Below are 17,294 nucleotides of genomic sequence, written 5' to 3'. Positions count from 1 at the left end.
CCGCGCAGAAGCCGCCGATGACGGCAGAGTGGGCGCCACAACTCCATGATCGGCGAAGAGCGCGGCGGGGGCGGGGGCGGTCAGGTGCCGTCGCCGGAGCCGCCGCTGCCGCCGACGCCGGCGCTGCCGGCCGTGCCGCCCAGGCCGTAGCCGGGGGCGATGGGCTCGTCCGGGTGGCGGCTGACGTGTGCGGACTCCCGAATCATGGCGGACCAGTCGGCGTGCGCGGCGGCCGCCGCGTGCCGGTCGATCGCGTGCCGCAGCCAGCCGTCCACGGTGGCGACCCAGTCCCGCTGCTCGGCCCCGGCGTGCCAGACCCGGAACCGGCTGATGCTCTGGTGGGTGACCCCGGCCAGGGCGAGCCGGCGGTCCAGCCAGAGCAGCACCTCCAGCCCCGCCGCGTTGGTCACGAAGATCACCTCCAGCTCGGTGATCGGGCCCGCGTACAGCGGTGCCACCCAGTAGCCCAGCCGCTCCTGGAACGGCAGTTTCTGCTCCACCCCGGGCAGCCGGCCCTGCTGCAGGCCCGCCTGCCGCATAACGAAGCCGAGGGTGTCCAGCGCGGCGAGCACGTGTTGCTGGATGGGAAGCGGGTGCACGAAAACCGGCACCATCGCGCCCTGGTCCAGGTCCGGATCCACCGACACCTCGGTACGCAGCCCGGTGCGCAGGCTCATCAGCGGCACCCCACCGAAGATCGTCACCGGGGTCTCCCAGGGCAGCGGGAAGGCGAAGTCGACCGCCCGCCGCCGCCCGGCCGGCACCACGAACCGGCCGGCGACCGGCACCTGGTGGTACTGCACCAGCCGGCGGGGCGAGTCCGGATCCTCCGGCTCGACCTGGGCGACCAGCCCGAGCCGGACGTGCCGGACCGGCACGTCCTCACCCGCGGCGGTGAGGGTCACCCGGCCGGGCAGCCGCAGACCCGGCCGGGTACTGGGGTTGGGCACGCTGGTGCTCACCGAGAGCCCGGTCCAGGCGGACTCCGACGACACCCCGGTCAGCCGCACGCCCGCGCCCTCCCGTCCTGGTTGCCGACCCGTGCGCGGCGCATTCCCGGCCAGCGCCGGGGCACGCCTGCGGCGTCGGGACGGAAGGGGCGGGGCGTCAGCGCATCCGGCGGCCCCGGGGCACCGGGTCGGTCTCGTCGTCGAACTCGCCGATGACCTCCTCCAACAGGTCCTCCAGGGCCACGAAGCCGATCGGCCGGGTCGGGCCGCCGCCGTTGCGAACCAGCGCCAACTGGGCCTGCCGGCCGCGCATCGCCGCCACCGCCTCGGTGACCGAGGCCCCGGCGGGCAGGACGAACGCCGGGGTCATCAGCTCGCCGGCGGTCGTCGCACGGCCGTTGGTGACCGCCCGCACCGCCTCGCGTACGTGGACCAGGCCGCAGACCTCACCACCGGGGTCGACGACGGCCAGCCGGGAACGGCCGCTGTCCCGGGACACGTGCTCGATCCGCTCGGCGTCGTCGTCCCGCCGGACCGTGACGATCCGCTCGAACGGCTCCATCACCTGCGCCACCGTGGTGCCCTGCAACTCCAGCATGCTGGTCAGCATCTGGTGCTGCTCGGCGCCGAGCAGCCCGTGCTCGCGGGACTGCTCCAGCAGGATCCGCAGCTCGTCCGGGCCGTGCACCTGGGCGAGCTGGTCCTGCTGGCGTACGCCGACCACCCGCAGGACCGCGTTGGCCAGCGCGTTCAGCGCGGACAGCACCGGACGGGCGACCCGGGCGAAGGCCCGGAACGGCAGCGCCAGCAGCATCGCCGAGCGCTCCGCGTCGGTGATCGCCCACGACTTCGGGGCCATCTCGCCGACCACCAGGTGCAGGAAGGTCACCAGGGCCAGGGCCAGCAGCAGCCCCACCGCGTGGCTCGCCGCCGCGGGCAGCCCGACGGCGTGCAGCAGCGGGCTGAGCAGGTGTTCGATCGCCGGCTCGGCCAGGGCGCCCAGCCCCAGCGTGCACAGGGTGATGCCGAGCTGCGCCCCGGCCAGCATCAGGGCCAGCTCGCGGACGCCGTCCAGCGCCGCGCGGGCCGCCCGACCCCCGCCGGCAGCCTGCTGTTCCAGGCGGTACCGCTTGGCCGCCACCAGGGCGAACTCGGCCGCCACGAAGAACCCGTTGAGGGCCAGCAGGACAACCGAGAAGAACAGCGCGAAACCAGGCGTCATGCCGCCACCTCGCCCGGCTCGGCGCCGGCATGTGCAGTGCGCCGATGATTCACTCGCCGGCGCTCACTCATGCCGCCACCTCGCTCCCGCTCGGCCCCAGCATGTTTACTGCGCTCGATGACTCGCTCACTCCGCTCGCTCATGCCGCCTCCTCACCGGGTTCGGCCGGGGTCATCCGGAGCCGGACGGAATCGGCCACGTGCCGGTCCACGGCCAGCACCTCGACCAGCGCCCGCGGCTCGACGTCGGAGTCGTCGCCGTCGACGCCAAGGCTGATCTCCAGCCGGTCGCCCACCTCGGGCACCCGGCCCAGCTCCCGCATGACCAGCCCGGAGAGGGTGTCGTACTCGGGTGCCTCGGGCAGCGCGATGCCGGTGCTGTCGGCGACCTCGTCGATCCGCCAGCGGGCGGGCACCACCCAGGAACCGTCCTCCTGCCGCGCCGGGGCCCGCTCGGGCGGGTCGTCCTCGTCACGGATCGGCCCGACCAGCTCCTCGGCGATGTCCTCCAGCGTGATCACGCCGGCGAAGCCGCCGTACTCGTCGACCACGCAGGCGAGCTGCCGGTGCCCGACCCGGAGCCGGTCCAGCACCGTCGGCAGCGGCAGCGTCTCCGGCACCAGCAGCGGGGGTACGGCCACCGCCGAGACCGGGGTGGTGGCCCGCTCGGCGGGTGGCACCCCGAGCACGTCGGCGATGCCGACCACACCGACCAGGTCGTCGACCCCCTCGGCGCCCCGGACGGGGAACCGGGAGTGGCCGGTGTCGAGCAGCTCGACGATCCGGCTGACCGGCTCGTCGGCCCGTACGGTGTGCACGTCGACCCGGGGAACCATGGCCTCCCCGGCGGTCAGCTCGCGGAAGTCGAGGCCCCGGTCGAGCAGGTCGGACATCGCGGCGTCGAGGTGCCCCTCCTCCCGGGACTCGGCGATGATCTGCTCCAGGTCCTCCGGGGTGGCGCCGCTGGGCAGTTCCTCGATCGGCTCGATGCCGAACCGGCGCAGCAGCCGGATGGCGGCCCGGTCGAAGAGGGTGATCACCGGTCCGGCGACCCGCAGGTAGACGAGGGTGGACCGGGCCAGCGCCCGAGCGACAGGTACGGCGCGGGCGATGGCCAGGTTCTTCGGGGCCAGCTCGCCCAGGACCATCTGCACCACGGTGGCGATGATCAGAGCGAGGGCCACCGACAGCGGCAGCGCGACGCCGGTGGAGACCCCGGCGACGCCGAGCAGGTCGGCCAGCCCGGCACCGAGGTACGGCTCGGCGGCGTAACCGACCAGCAGCGCGGTCACGGTGATGCCGAGCTGGGCGCCGGAGAGCATGAACGAGAGCCGGCCGGTCACCTCCAGGGCCCGGGCGGCGGCCCGGTCGCCACCGTCGGCGAGCTGCTTGAGCTTGCCCCGGTCCACGGCGACGTAACCGAACTCCTGGGCCACGAAGTAGCCGGTGGCGGCGGTGAGCACGATGATGAGAACGAGACCGACGAGGATCAGCACGGGAGGTTCAGGGCTCCCGGGGTCGTCGGGGCGAGGGGTTGCCGGGCCGGACCCGGCTGGCTACTGCTGCCCTCCTGGGCAGAAGAGTCGATCATGCGGCCATTCTATCGGCGCCGGCTGGACATCCGCTGAAGGTGCCGGGAAGCCTCCCCGCAGTCCGGTTCACCGCCCGGCCAACTCGTCGACCTCGAGCAGCTCGCGGTCGATCCGCCCGGACCGGTACGCGGCCCGGCCGATCATCTGGGCCGCGACCGGCGCGGTGGCCAGCTGGAAGACCGCGATCAACGCGATCATGCCCAGGTCCGCGGCCGTACGCAGCCGCAGCGCCAGCCCGAGCAGGAGCACCAGCACGCCCAGCACCTGCGGCTTGGTGGCCGCGTGCATCCGGCCCAGCACGTCGGGGAAACGCAGCACGCCGATCCCGGCGGCCAGCGCGAGCAGTGCCCCGGCCAGCAGGCAGAATCCGCCCAGCCAGTCGGCGATGGTGCTCATCGTGTCTCCTCGCGTACGGCGAAGCGGGCCAGGGAGACCGATCCGACGAAGCCGAGCAGAGAGAGCACCACCAGCACGGGCAGCGTGGTGGCATGCCGGTTGACCGCCGCCTCCGCGCCGACCGCGCCGAGCATGGTGGCGAGCAGCAGGTCGGCGGCGACGACGCGGTCGAGCAGCGACGGCCCCCGATAGATGCGGGTCAGGGCGAGCAGCGCGGTGACCGAGAGCAGCACGGTGAGCGCGACGGCGAGGACGGTGGTCATGTGGGTTTCCTCCTGTCGACGGGTTCGACGGTGAGCCGGCGTACCTCCTCGGCGGAGCCGACGGCGCGGACGATGCGCCGTTCGGCGGCGAGGACGCGGTCGCGGCTGTCGGTCAGGTCCCCGGGGCGGCGGACGTCGAGGACGTGCACGTAGAGGACGCCCCGGTCGCGGTCCACATCGAGGATCAGGGTGCCGGGCACCAGGGAGACCAGCTCGGCGGTGAGGGCCAGGTTGAGGTCGGTGCCGATCCGCAGCGGCACCGCGATGATCGCGCCGCGCGGCTGGTAGCCGGGGCGGACCGCGATGGCGGCGACGTGCACGCTGGCGGTGACCAGCTCGCCCACGAAGGTGACCGCGAGGATCAGCAACGCGCCGGCGCGGAGCCGACCGCCGAAGGTGACCGGCGGAAGCGGAAAGAAGATCAGCACCGCGGCGCCGACGACGAGGCCGCCGAGCAGGTTGGCCCAGGTGATTTCGCCCCACAGCAGCAGCCAGATCAGTACCAGCCAGCCGAGCGTCACGGCCCGGTCCCGGCGCCGCCCGCCCCGCCCGCCGGCCGCCGACGGTCCGTCGTCGGGCACCTGCGGGTCGTGGGCCGTGCGCGGCTCGTCCGGCGGGCGGGCCTCCGGCGTCGGCCCGCCGCCGGCCGGCCGGCCCGGCCGGTCGTCGGTCACGGTGTGCCCACCGGCAGGACGGCCCGCAGGTACGGGGTGCGCTCGCGCAGGTCGGTGGCGGCGTCCACGCTGACCCGGAACAGCGGCCCGGCGGCCAGGGTCAGCGCCACGCCGAACACCACCAGGGCGGTGGTGGCGCCGACCATCAGCGCGGGCAGCCGCGCGGGCGGGTGCGGGGCGGCCTGCCGGGGTGCCCGCCAGAACGCGATGTTCCACACCCGGGAGGCGGCGTAGAGGGTGAGCAGGCTGGTCAGCGCCCCGGCGGCGACCAACACGGCGGGCAGCGCCCCGCCGGCCGCCACGCCGGCCTGGAGCAGGCCGAGCTTGCCGAGGAAACCGGAGAACGGCGGGATGCCGGCCAGGTTCATCGCCGGCACGAAGAAGAGCACGGCGAGCGCCGGGGCGACCCGGGCCAGCCCGCCCAGCCGCCGCAGGTCGGTGCTGCCGGCCCGTTCCTCGATCAGGCCGGCGACCAGGAAGAGGGTGGTCTGGACGGTGATGTGGTGGACCACGTAGAAGATCGCCCCGGCCAGGCCGGCGACGCTGCTCAACGCCACCCCGAAGATCATGTAGCCGATGTGGCTGACCAGGGTGAAGGAGAAGAGCCGCTTCAGGTCGAACTGGGCGACCGCGCCGAGAATGCCGACCACCATGGTCAGCCCGGCCACCACCAGGAGCAGGCCGGCGACCTGCCCGCCGGGGAAGAGCAGCGTCTCGGTGCGGATGATCGCGTACACGCCGACCTTGGTGAGGAGGCCGGCGAAGACCGCGGTGACCGGGGCCGGCGCGGTCGGATAGCTGTCCGGCAGCCAGGCGGAGACCGGGAAGACCGCCGCCTTGATGCCGAAGGCGAGCAGCAGCATGAGCTGCAACCCCAGGCGTACGCCGCCCGGCAGGGCGTCCAACCGGCCGGCGAGCTGAGCCATGTTCAGGGTGCCGGTGGCCGCGTACACCAGGCCCAACGCGGTCAGGAAGATCATCGAGGAGAGCACGTTGACCACCACGTACGTCGGGCCGGTGCGGATGCGGGTCTCGGTGCCGCCGAGCGTGATCAGCACGAAGCTCGCGGCCAGCAGGATCTCGAAGCCGACGTACAGGTTGAACAGGTCACCGGCGAGGAAGGCGTTGGTCACGCCGGCGGTGAGCACCAGGTAGGTGGGGTGGTAGATGCTCACCGGCGCGCTCTCGCCGACCTCCGACCGGCCCTGGCCGACGGAGTAGAGCAGCACGCAGAGGGTCACCGCCGAGGAGACCACCAGCAGCAGCGCCGCCAACTGGTCGGCGATCAGCACGATGCCGACCGGCGCGGGCCAGCCGCCCACCTGGACCACCACCGGCCCGTGCCGGTACGCCTCGACCAGCAGCAGCACCGAGACCGCCAGAGTGGCGGCGAGGCCGACCACGCTGATCGAGCGCTGCAACCTGGGCCGGTTGCCCAGGATCAGGGTGAGCGCGGCGCCGAGCAGCGGCACCACCACCGGCAACGGCACCAGCGCCGGAGTCACTGGGTCACCCCTGTTCGCGACTGCGGGGCTCGCAGAACCGGCTCACTCCTCGCGCTCACTCAGCCACCCCTGTTCGCGACTGCGGGGCTCGCAGAACCGGCTCACTCCTCGCGCTCACTGGTCCTCCGTCCGGCGGCGGAGCCGGCGCAGCGCCGGCTCCGGGTCCACCTGCTCCGGATCCTCGTCCGGCCCCTCACCGCCGAGGTCCGCCGTGGACACCTCGTTGCGCTCGGCGAGCCGGGCGATCTGCCGGTCCTCCAGGTCGTCCTGCACCTCGTCGTCGCCGCTGAGATACCAACTCCGGTAGGCGACGGCGAGCAGGAACGCGGTCAACCCGAAGGTGATCACCACGGCGGTGAGCACCATGGCCTGCGGCAGGGCGTCGCTCGTCCCGCCGGCCGGCCCGGTGCCGACCAGCGGCGCGCCGCCGGGCCGGCCACCGACCAGGATCAACAGGTTCACCCCGTTGCCCAGCAGGATGACGCCGAGCAGGATGCGGGTCAGGCTCCGCTCCAGCAGGAGCGTTACGCCGGTGGCGACGAGCACCCCGACGGCGATCACCAGGACCAGGCTCGGCTGCCTCACCTCCGCTCCGCCTCCCGCTCGACGGCAAGGCCCTGGGACGGTTCGCCGGCCGCCTCGACGTGCCGGTCCACCTCGGCACCGAGGCTGCGCAGGACGTCCAGCACCAGCCCGATCACGACCAGGTAGACGCCGATGTCGAAGAAGAGCGACGTGACCAGGTGGAAGTGGCCGACCAGGGGGAGCCACAGGGACACCTTGACGCTCTGCAGCACGGTGCCGGTGGTCAGCAGCCCGACCACGCCGCTGCCGACCGAGAGCGCCAGCCCGGCGCCGAGCACCGTGCCGGCCCCGACCGGGACGGCCTCGGCCAGCTCGTACCGGCCGCCGGCCAGGTAGCGGACCGCCAGGGCGAGGCTGGCGACCAGCCCGCCGGCGAATCCGCCCCCGGGAGCGTTGTGCCCGGAGACGAGGAGGAACAGGGAGAAGATCACCACGGTGTGGAAGATCAGCCGGGTAACCACCTCGAAGACGATCGATCTTCGGTGTTCCTGCAGGGTGGCCCCGCCGCGCAGCCACACGGTGCGCCGCTCCTGCGCAGGCTGCAGGCGGCGCGGGCGGGGCCCGGTACGGGACCGCTCGTAGATCAGGCTGGCCACCCCGGTCGCGGCCACCACCAGCACCGAGATCTCGCCCATCGTGTCCCAGGCCCGGATGTCGACCAGGGTCACGTTGACCACGTTACGGCCGTGCCCCTCGGCGAACGCCAGGTCGGGGAAGTCCAGCGAGATCGACGGGGCACGCCGGGCACCGGCCGCGACGAGGGCGAGCCCGGCCAGCACCAGCCCGACCGCGACCCCGATCCCCCGGCGTACCCAGCGGCTGCTGCGCAACGGACGGGCCGAGAAGCGGTCCGGCAGCCGGCGCAGCACCAGCACGAACACCGCGATGGTGGCCGTCTCCACCAGGAACTGGGTGAGGGCCAGGTCGGGCGAACCGTAGAGCACGAACATCATGGCCGTGCCGTAGCCGGTCACCCCGACCAGCAGCATCGCGGTGAGCCGACGCCGGGCGCCGACCGCGAGCACCGCCGCCCCCGCGATCACCACGCAGACCACGACCTGCGCCGGGGTGTCCCAGGCGACGACGCTGGTCCGCCAGGGCCGGCTGGCCAACATCGCCGCGCCGGGCACCAGGACCAGCACGAGCAGCATGGTGCCGAGGTACTGCGGCAGGGCACCGCGCTGGGTGGTGCCGGTGACCTTGATGGCGAACCGGTCGAACTGGTGGGTCACCCACTCGTACCCCTGATTGCCGCCGACCGGGGCGCGCAGCCGGGCCAGCGCGGGGGCGAGCGGGCCACGGACCAGGTGCAACCCCACGCCACCGGCGATCGCGGCGGCGGAGAGGCCCAGCGCCACGGTCGGTCCGTGCCAGAGCGCCAGACTCTCCTCGACCGGGCCCAGCAGCTCGGCGTACGGGCGGAGCAGGCCGCCGAGCCGGCCGGCGGCCAGGCCCGCGGCGAGCCCGGCCACGGCGAGCAGGGCCGGGGGGCCGAGCAGCACGGCCGGGGGCCGCTCGATGTCGGTTGCCGGGACGCCCGGCCGGGCGGCGAAGGCACCCCACACGAAGCGGATGCTGTACGCGACGGTGAGGGCGCTGCCGGCGACGAGCAGCGCGAGCACCACGGGCCGCCCGGGGAACGCGGCGAGGACCGCCTCCTTGGCGACGAAGCCGAGCAGCGGCGGCAGCCCAGCCATCGAGGCGGCGGCCAGCGCGGCGACCCCGGCGAGTACCGGCGCACCCCGCCAGACGCCGGACAGGTCGCGCAGGTCCCGGCTGCCGGCGCTGTGGTCGAGGATGCCGACGACGAGGAAGAGCGCCGCCTTGAACAGCGCGTGCGCCAGCAGCATCGTGATGCCGGCGAGGGCCGCCTGCGGGGTACCCGCGCCGAGCACCACGGTCAGCAGGCCGAGCTGGCTGACCGTCCCGTACGCCAGCAGCAGCTTGAGGTCGGTCTGCCGCAGCGCCGCCCAGCCCCCGAGGACCAGGGTGACCAGCCCGGCGACCACGGTGACCGGCCGCCACGGGCCGGCCGGGGCGAGCGCCGGGGCGAGCAGCGCGACCAGGAAGACGCCGGCCTTCACCATCGCCGCCGCGTGCAGGTAGGCGCTGACCGGCGTCGGGGCCGCCATCGCCACCGGCAGCCACGAGCTGAACGGGAACACCGCGGACTTGGCCAGTGCCCCGGCCAGGATCAGCAGCACGGCCGCGACGAGGTGGCCGCCGCCGGACGGCGGCGCGGCGGTGATCACGGACCAGCGGTAGCCGCCGGCGTGGTGGCCGAGCAGGAGGAAGCCGACCAGCATGGCCAGTCCGCCGAGCGTGGTGACGATCAGCGACTGGGTGGCGGCCAACCGGCTGGACCGCCGTTCGGTGCTGTGCCCGATCAGCAGGTAGGAGAAGACCGTGGTCAGCTCCCAGAAGACGTAGAGCAGCAACAGGTCGTCGGAGACGACCAGGCCGAGCATCGCCCCGGCGAAGGCGACCATGACGGCCGCGAACCGGGCCAGCCCGGCCGAGCCGGCGTGGAAGTAGCGGGCGGAGTAGACCAGCACCAGCGCGCCGACGCCGCCGACCAGCAGCAGCATCAGCCAGGACAGGGTGGTGACCCGCAGCGCCACGTCGAGCCGGAGGTCCGCGATCCAGGGGTACGTCTCGACCACCGCACCACCGGCGCGAACCGTCCCGGTGTGGGCGACGGCCCAGCCGAACGTAGCGGCCGGGGCGAGCGCCAGCGGGTAGCAGGCACGCGGCCCCCACCTGCCCACCAGCGGCGGCGCGAGCAGGGCCGCCACCAGGTGCAGGATCAGCAGGACGAGCACGCATACTCCAGGTCGAGGTGGCCGCGCGTGCCGCCACGCCGCGCCACGACCGATCAGACGTCAGATCGCCGCCCCAGGGGCAGGTTTGCGGAAAATGCCCCGCTCGGTGGCTGGTTGGGCGTATCCCGGGTTGCCGGGCTGGCCCACCCGGCGCGACGTCGCCGGACGGGCGTTCATGGAGGCCAGCACCGCCCGTGCAGGCCGACCCGAGGTAGGCCCGGGTCGCCGCGCGGCGTCAGGCGTGCCGAGCCGGAATGGTCGTGGCCGGCTCGGGGGCCGGGCGCTCCCGCGGGGTCTCCACCAGCAGGTCGGGGCGCCCGAGCTGGCGGACGGCCTTGTTGACCACCCGCTGCGCGGCGGCGAGGGAGCGCACCGGCAGCAGGCTGCCGCGGCTCTCGCGGCGCAGGACGAAATAGTGCACGGCGGCGCGGACCAGCCCGCGGTCGGCGGCGCTGGAATGGGCGGTGGCGACGACCAGCTCGCGCAGGCAGCGGGCCAGTTCCTCGGCGAGTTCCAGCTCGGGGCCGTGCAGGCCGGCGCGAAGCGCGGCGAGGTGGCTGTCGACTTTGCGGATGAGCACGTCGGTCCCGGGCCCGGAGCCTCGCCCCTCGACGGTCATCCAAGCCCTCCACCCACGCTGTGTTGCGAGTGAAGTTACTTTATGTTGTGCCACACAAGCAAGCAGTTAAGTAAGACTTAACAGCTGCAACGTCTCATCCATCGCGTAAGCCTTCCTACCCGGACAGAACAGCGACCGGCACGGGCAGAATGTCACATCGGCGAGGCAGGATGGGCGGTGTGGCGGACGAGCTGACCGGCGGAGACGTGCTGGCGGAATTCGGTGCGGCGACCCGGGAGTGGTTCACCGCCGCCTTCGCGGCGCCCACCGCCGCCCAGATCGGCGCGTGGCGGTCGGTGGCCGCCGGGCGCAACGCCCTGGTCGTGGCGCCCACCGGCTCCGGCAAGACGCTGGCCGCGTTCCTCTGGTCACTCGACCAGCTCGCCAAGGCGCCCCCGCCGGCCGAGGCGCGGCAGCGCTGCCGGGTGCTCTACGTAAGCCCGCTCAAGGCCCTCGCCGTCGACGTGGAGCGAAACCTGCGCGCCCCGCTCGCCGGCATCCGGCAGGCGGCCACCCGGCTCGGCGTCACCCCGCCGGAGATCACCGTCGGCATGCGCACCGGCGACACGCCGGCCGACGAGCGACGGGCGTTCGCGCGTACCCCGCCGGACATCCTCATCACCACGCCGGAGTCACTGTTCCTGCTGCTCACCTCCGCCGCCCGGGACTCGCTGCGCGGGGTGCGGACGGTCATCGTCGACGAGGTGCACGCGGTCGCCGGCACCAAACGCGGGGCACACCTGGCGCTCTCGCTGGAACGCCTCGACGCGCTGCTGGAGGGGCCCGCGCAGCGGATCGGCCTGTCCGCCACCGTACGCCCGGTCGACGGCTGTGCCCGGTTCCTCGGCGGTGCCCGTCCGGTCGACGTGGTGCAGCCGGCCAGCGGCAAGACCATCGAGGTCAGCGTCCAGGTGCCGGTGGAGGACATGACCCGCCTCGACGAGCAGGAGCCGCCGGAGGACGATCTCGGCGGCCCCGGCCCGCGCCGGGCGTCGATCTGGCCGGCCGTCGAGGAACGCGTCTTCGCGCTGATCCGGTCACACCGGTCGACCATCGTCTTCACCAACTCCCGGCGCAGCGCCGAGCGGTTCTGCGCGCGCCTCAACGAGCTGGCCGCCGAGGAGCTGGAGTCGGCGGGCGCCCCGAACGGCGGCCGCGTGGCGCAGGGCGGCGGGCCGGTGGGCGTATCCGGTCCGCCTGGGCGGGACGACGCGCCGGCGACCGCCGGCGGCGGGCCCGGGCGCGGAGGCGGCGCGTGGGGTGGCCCGGCCGGGTCGCCGCGGGCGCCCCGGCAGCCGGCCGAGGTGATGGCGCAGTCCGGGGCGGCGGCCGGCGCGGCGCCGGTGATCGCCCGCGCCCACCATGGCAGCGTCTCCCGGGAGGAGCGCAAGCACATCGAGGAGGCGCTGAAGGCCGGGCAGCTCCCCGCCGTGGTCGCCACCTCCAGCCTGGAGCTGGGCATCGACATGGGCGCGGTCGACCTGGTGGTGCAGATCGAGGCCCCGCCGAGCGTCGCCGCCGGGCTGCAACGCGTCGGCCGGGCCGGGCACCAGGTGGGCGCCGTCTCTCGGGGCGTGGTCTTCCCCAAGCATCGCGGCGACCTGCTCTCCTGCACGGTGGTCGCCGAACGGATGGCCGGGGGCGCGATCGAGGAGCTGCACTACCCGCGCAACCCGCTCGACGTGCTGGCCCAGCAGATCGTGGCGATGGTGGCCCTGGAGCCGTGGCAGCTCGGCGATCTGGCCGTGCTGGTCCGCCGGGCGGCGCCCTTCGCCGAGCTGCCCGACTCGGCGCTGCACGCGGTGCTCGACATGCTCTCCGGGCGCTACCCGTCGACCGCCTTCGCCGAACTACGACCCCGGCTGGTCTGGGACCGGGCCACCGACGTGCTCACCGGCCGGCCCGGCGCGCAGCGGCTCGCGGTGACCAGCGGCGGCACCATCCCCGACCGGGGGCTGTTCGGGGTCTTCCTGGCCGGGGCGGAGCGGGCCGCCCGGGTGGGCGAGCTGGACGAGGAGATGGTCTACGAGTCCCGGGTCGGCGACGTCTTCCTGCTCGGCTCGTCGTCCTGGCGGATCGAGGAGATCACCCCCGACCGGGTGCTGGTCTCGCCCGCCCCCGGGCAGGCCGCCCGGATGCCGTTCTGGAAGGGCGACCAGCTCGGCCGGCCGGTCGAGCTGGGCCGGGCCATCGGCGCCCGGGTCCGGGCGCTGCTGCGGTCCAGCGACCCCGACGCCGTCGCCGCCCTGCGAGCCGGCGGGCTGGACGACTGGGCCGCCGGCAATCTGATGGCCTATCTGCGGGAGCAGCGGGAGGCCACCCGTGCCCTGCCCGACGACCGGACGGTGGTGGTCGAGCGGTTCCGCGACGAGCTGGGCGACTGGCGGCTCGCCGTGCACTCGGTGCTCGGCGCGCGGGTCAACGGCCCCTGGGCGCTCGCCATCGGCAGCCGCCTCGCCGAGCGGTACGGGGTGGACGCCCAGGTGATGCCCTCCGACGACGGCATCGTCGTACGCCTGCCGGACACCGCCGACTCCCCGCCCGGCGCCGACGTGGTGGTCTTCGAGCCCGACGAGATCGCCCAGCTCGTCGAGGAGTCCGTCGGCACCTCGGCGCTCTTCGCCTCCCGGTTCCGCGAGTGTGCGGCCCGGTCACTGCTGCTGCCCCGCCGCGACCCGCGTCGCCGGCAGCCGCTCTGGCAGCAGCGACAGCGGGCCGCCCAACTCCTCGACGTCGCCCGGGAGTACGCCGACTTCCCGGTCACCCTGGAGGCGGCCCGGGAATGCCTCCAGGACGTCTTCGACCAGCCGGCACTGGCCGAGCTGATGCGCGACCTGGCCGCCCGCAAGGTACGCCTGGTCGAGGTGGAGTCCGAACGCCCGTCCCCGTTCGCCCGTTCGCTGCTGTTCGGCTACGTCGGCGCGTTCCTCTACGAGGGCGACGCGCCGCTGGCCGAACGCCGGGCCGCCGCGCTCGCCCTCGACTCCGGGCTGCTCGGCGAGCTGCTCGGCCGGGTCGACCTGCGGGAGCTGCTCGACCCGGCGGTGCTCGCCGAAACCGAACGGCAGCTGCGGTGGCGCACCGAGCAGCGCCGCCCCCGCGACGCCGAGGACGTGGTCGAGCTGCTCCGCGTCGCCGGCGACCTGAGCGATGCCGAGCTGGCCGAGCGGGGCGTACCGGCCGGGTGGCTGACCGAGCTGACGGCGGCCCGCCGGGTGCTGCGGGTCCGGATCGCCGGCGAGGAGCGCTGGGTGGGCGTGGAGGACGCGGCCCGGCTGCGCGACGCGCTCGGCGTGGCGCTGCCGGTCGGGGTGGCCGAGGCGTACCTGGCGCCGGTGGCCGACCCACTCGGCGACCTGGTCGCCCGGTACGCGCGCACCCACGGCCCGTTCGCGGCGGCCACCTGCGCCGCCCGGTTCGGGCTCGGGGTGTTCGTGGTCGAGCAGGCGCTGCGCCGCCTCGCCGCCACCGGGCGGGTGGTCTCCGGCGAGTTCGCCCCGGACAGCGTCGGCACCCAGTGGTGCGACGCCGAGGTGCTGCGGCTGCTGCGCCGCCGTTCCCTGGCCGCGCTGCGCCGCGAGATCGAGCCGGTGCCGCCGCGGGCACTCGCCGCGTTCCTGCCCCGCTGGCAGCAGGTCGGATCGTCGGCCCGGGGCGTGGAGGCGGTCGCCGCCACCGTCGAGCAGTTGCAGGGCGCGACGGTGCCCGCGTCCGCGCTGGAACGGCTGGTCCTGCCCGCCCGGGTGGCCGACTACTCCCCCGCCCAGCTCGACGAGCTGTGCGCCAGCGGCGAGGTGGTCTGGGCCGGGTCCGGGGCGATCTCCGGCGGCGACGGCTGGGTCACCCTCGCGTACGCCGACGTCGCGCCGCTGCTGCTCCCGCCGCCGGACGAGGCGCTGGCGCTGACCCCGCCGCACGAGGCCGTACTGGACGCGCTCGGCGACGGGCAGGCGCTGTTCTTCCGCCCGCTCTCCGACCGGGTCGGCTCGACCGACGACGCCGCGCTCGCGGCCGTGATCTGGGACCTGGTCTGGGCCGGGCACCTCACCAACGACACCCTCGCCCCGCTGCGGGCGGTGCTCGGCGGCGGTGGGGCGCACCGGTCCCGGCCGTCCGCGCCGCGTACCCGCTACCGTCGGCCCGGCCGGGTGGCGCTGCCCACCCGGGGCGGCCCGCCGACCGTGGCCGGGCGCTGGTCCCGGCTGCCCGAACGGGACCTCGACCCGACCCGCCGGGCCGCCGCCCTCGCCGACCTGCTGCTCGAACGGCACGGCGTGGTCACCCGGGGCGCGGTCCTGGCCGAGCAGGTCACCGGCGGCTTCGCCGCGGTCTACCCGGTGCTGTCCGCGCTCGAGGAGCGTGGGGCGGCCCGCCGGGGCTACTTCGTCGAAGGGCTCGGCGCGGCCCAGTTCGCGGTGCCCGGGGCGGTGGACCGGATCCGTGCCCTGGCCGACGACGCCCGTGGCCCGGGCGGGCCGGCCGTGGTGCTCGCCGCCACCGATCCGGCCAACCCGTACGGCGCGGCGCTGCCCTGGCCGGAGCGGGTGGTCGACTCCGGTGACGGCACCCCGGCCACCGGGCACCGGGCCGGGCGCAAGGCCGGCGCGCTGGTCGTGCTGGTCGGCGGCGACCTGGTGCTCTACGTGGAGCGGGGTGGACGGACCCTGCTGTCGTTCACCGGCGACGCCGACGCGCTCGCCGTGGCCGGCAAGGCACTCGCGGACGCGGTGCACTCGGGTGCCCTCGGTGCGATCTCGGTGGAACGCGCCGACGGCGAGGCGGTGCACTCCTCCCCGCTGCGCGACGCGCTGACCGCCGCCGGCTTCCGGGCCACCCCGCGCGGCCTGCGCCTGCGCGGCTGACGCCTCCGTCGGCGCCCCGCGCGCGATTTTGCGAACCGCCGCCGGTGTCGCACGTGCGGTGCGCGGGGGCGCGGTTCGTGGCGGATAGGGTGTGGCCGGCGGACGACGAGGGAGGACGGTCGATGGCCGCGATCCAGGTACGACCTGCGGAACCGCGCGACGAGGCCGACGTGGCGGTCCTGCACCACCGCGCGTGGGGCGGCCCGTACGTCGTGGTCCACGACACCCGCTACGACCTGCGGGAGCTGCCGACGCTGGTGGCGGTGGACGGCGCGGGCGAGCTGGCCGGGGCGCTGGTCCATCGGCTCGCCGCCGACGGGCTGGAGGTGGTCAGCCTCGCGGCGAGCAGCCCGGAGCTCGGTGCCGGCAGTGCCCTGCTGGTCGCCGCCGAGGCGGTCGCACGGGCCGCCGAGGTGGACCGGCTCTGGCTGGTCACCACCAACGACAAGCTCTCGGCGCTGCGCTTCTACCAGCGACGCGGGCTGCGGATCGTGGCGGTCGACGTGGGCGCGGTCGACCGGGCCCGGCGGCTGAAGCCGACCATCCCGTACGTCGGCGAGGACGACATCCCGCTGCACGACGAACTGCTCCTGGAACGCCGGTTGGAGACGACGCCGCGACCTCGGTGACCGGTCCGACGGTCCGCGCCGCAGAAGCGACGCCGCGCCCCCGGGGTGCCCCCCGGAGGCGCGGCAGGCAGCAAACGACCGTCAGTTCGCCCGGATCAACTGCCCCACCAGGCCGTGCTGCTCGTCGTCCGGCCCGGAGCTGAACCAGAGTGTGCCCTCGCCGCCGGTCTGCTCGGTCCCCGGCAGCAGCGCCCAGAGTCCGTCGATCGTGATGACGTCGCCGTCGTCGTCCCGCAGCAGGCCCTCGAACTCGTCCCCGTCGAAAACGTTGATCTTGCCGTCGCCGAAGTTGCCCACCAGCAGGTCACCGGCGAACCTGCCGAAACTCTTCGGCGCGATGGCCATGCCCCACGGCGCGTTGAGCGTCCCCCGGCTGGCGACCCGGCACACGCTCCGCCCGAAGTCGGTGAAGAGGTCGACGAAGCCGAGCCCCACACCGGGCACGTCGTCGTGGGCCGCCGCGTCCTGCTTGGCGTAGCTGACGTAGACCGCCTCGCCGACCGCGAACACGTTGAACGGCGCGAATCCCTCCGGCAGTTCCTCGTCCTGAAAGCGGTCCGAACGGTTGACCTTGTCGAAGTGCTCGTCGAACACGTCGATGCGCGCGTTGTGGAAGTCGGCGGCGAGCAGGAAGTTGCCGGCGTCCGTGTGCAGCAGGGTGGCTCCCTTGTAGACCGCGCCCTCCGCCCCGTGGGCGACGACGACTCCGTTGGCGCCGGCGTTCTGGTTCCAGGCGATGACGTCGCCGCCCTCGGTCACGAAGATGAACCTGGCGGGCGCGTTGTCCCCCGCGTCCGGCACCGCGAAGCCGTCCGTGTCGTTGAACACCGCGCCGGTCGGCCCACCGGGCACGCTGACCGTGATGTTGACCTTGTCGACGCGTTCACCGTCCACCCCGCCGCTGTAGACGGTGGCCGTGTCGGTGCCGTTGTTGGCCACCCACAACGGCGTGTCCGGCCCCAGGGCGAGGCCCCAGGTGTTGACGGCGTTCGGATCCACGAGCGCCGGTCTTCGGGAGTCCTGCTTCAGCGCCTGGTCCGAGACCTGGTTGATCACGTCGAAGCGGGGCGTCTGGTGCCTGTCGTGGCCGCCGTCGTGGGCCCACGCCGGACTACCGACGGCGGTGGTCGCGGCCACCGCTCCGATGGCCACCAGCCGTGCCATCTTCGTCGCCAT

At 74.4% G+C, this 17,294-nt stretch carries 13 protein-coding genes; 2 read left to right on the top strand and 11 right to left on the bottom strand.

From position 1 onward, the window contains the following. Positions 1–80: 80 nt before the first annotated feature. From ACIRG9_RS04080 to ACIRG9_RS04035, 10 genes are all read right to left on the bottom strand, one after another. Entirely contained in the window at positions 81–1,010 is a 930-nt protein-coding gene (locus tag ACIRG9_RS04080) for a sporulation protein (RefSeq protein WP_402849771.1), read from the bottom strand. 97 nt (positions 1,011–1,107) lie between these two features. Beyond that, positions 1,108–2,172, bottom strand: a complete 1,065-nt coding sequence (locus tag ACIRG9_RS04075; protein ID WP_402849768.1) for a hemolysin family protein — start codon at positions 2,170–2,172, stop codon at positions 1,108–1,110. Between the two features lie 139 nt (positions 2,173–2,311). Next, on the bottom strand, positions 2,312–3,667 hold the full coding sequence (locus ACIRG9_RS04070; protein WP_402849765.1) for a hemolysin family protein: 1,356 nt from the start codon (positions 3,665–3,667) through the stop codon (positions 2,312–2,314). Positions 3,668–3,829: 162 nt separating this feature from the next. Continuing rightward, positions 3,830–4,159, bottom strand: a complete 330-nt coding sequence (mnhG, locus tag ACIRG9_RS04065; RefSeq protein WP_402849763.1) for a monovalent cation/H(+) antiporter subunit G — start codon at positions 4,157–4,159, stop codon at positions 3,830–3,832. Continuing rightward, complete coding sequence (locus tag ACIRG9_RS04060) at positions 4,156–4,422, bottom strand: monovalent cation/H+ antiporter complex subunit F (protein ID WP_402849760.1); 267 nt, start codon at positions 4,420–4,422, stop codon at positions 4,156–4,158. Before ACIRG9_RS04060 ends, mnhG begins: the two co-directional genes overlap by 4 nt. Beyond that, positions 4,419–5,096: a Na+/H+ antiporter subunit E gene (locus tag ACIRG9_RS04055; protein WP_402849757.1), complete on the bottom strand. Its 678-nt coding sequence runs from the start codon at positions 5,094–5,096 to the stop codon at positions 4,419–4,421. Before ACIRG9_RS04055 ends, ACIRG9_RS04060 begins: the two co-directional genes overlap by 4 nt. Beyond that, entirely contained in the window at positions 5,093–6,601 is a 1,509-nt protein-coding gene (locus tag ACIRG9_RS04050) for a Na+/H+ antiporter subunit D (protein WP_402849754.1), read from the bottom strand. The genes ACIRG9_RS04055 and ACIRG9_RS04050 overlap by 4 nt, the downstream gene beginning before the upstream one ends. A 114-nt stretch (positions 6,602–6,715) precedes the next feature. Beyond that, a complete protein-coding gene (locus tag ACIRG9_RS04045; protein WP_402849751.1) occupies positions 6,716–7,186 on the bottom strand; it encodes a Na(+)/H(+) antiporter subunit C in 471 nt (156 codons plus the stop codon). After that, positions 7,183–10,008, bottom strand: coding sequence for a Na+/H+ antiporter subunit A (locus ACIRG9_RS04040; protein ID WP_402849748.1), 2,826 nt, complete (start codon positions 10,006–10,008; stop codon positions 7,183–7,185). The genes ACIRG9_RS04045 and ACIRG9_RS04040 overlap by 4 nt, the downstream gene beginning before the upstream one ends. Positions 10,009–10,243: 235 nt before the next feature. After that, on the bottom strand, positions 10,244–10,627 hold the full coding sequence (locus ACIRG9_RS04035) for a hypothetical protein (protein ID WP_402849745.1): 384 nt from the start codon (positions 10,625–10,627) through the stop codon (positions 10,244–10,246). A 149-nt stretch (positions 10,628–10,776) separates the two neighbouring features. On the opposite strand from ACIRG9_RS04035, the gene ACIRG9_RS04030 reads away from it, so the two are divergent. Both ACIRG9_RS04030 and ACIRG9_RS04025 read left to right on the top strand, forming a co-directional pair. Then, on the top strand, positions 10,777–15,489 hold the full coding sequence (locus ACIRG9_RS04030; protein WP_402849742.1) for a DEAD/DEAH box helicase: 4,713 nt from the start codon (positions 10,777–10,779) through the stop codon (positions 15,487–15,489). Between the two features lie 122 nt (positions 15,490–15,611). After that, positions 15,612–16,118, top strand: coding sequence for a GNAT family N-acetyltransferase (locus tag ACIRG9_RS04025; protein WP_402849739.1), 507 nt, complete (start codon positions 15,612–15,614; stop codon positions 16,116–16,118). A gap of 81 nt (positions 16,119–16,199) precedes the next feature. On the opposite strand, the gene ACIRG9_RS04020 is transcribed toward ACIRG9_RS04025, so the two are convergent. Next, complete coding sequence (locus tag ACIRG9_RS04020; protein WP_402849737.1) at positions 16,200–17,294, bottom strand: TIGR03118 family protein; 1,095 nt, start codon at positions 17,292–17,294, stop codon at positions 16,200–16,202.

Source organism: Micromonospora sp. NPDC093277 (genome assembly GCF_044765245.1).
In the GTDB taxonomy this organism is placed as follows: Bacteria; Actinomycetota; Actinomycetes; order Mycobacteriales; family Micromonosporaceae; genus Micromonospora.
Note: the sequence above shows the minus strand (reverse complement) of the source record. Positions and strands in the feature narration are given on the sequence as shown.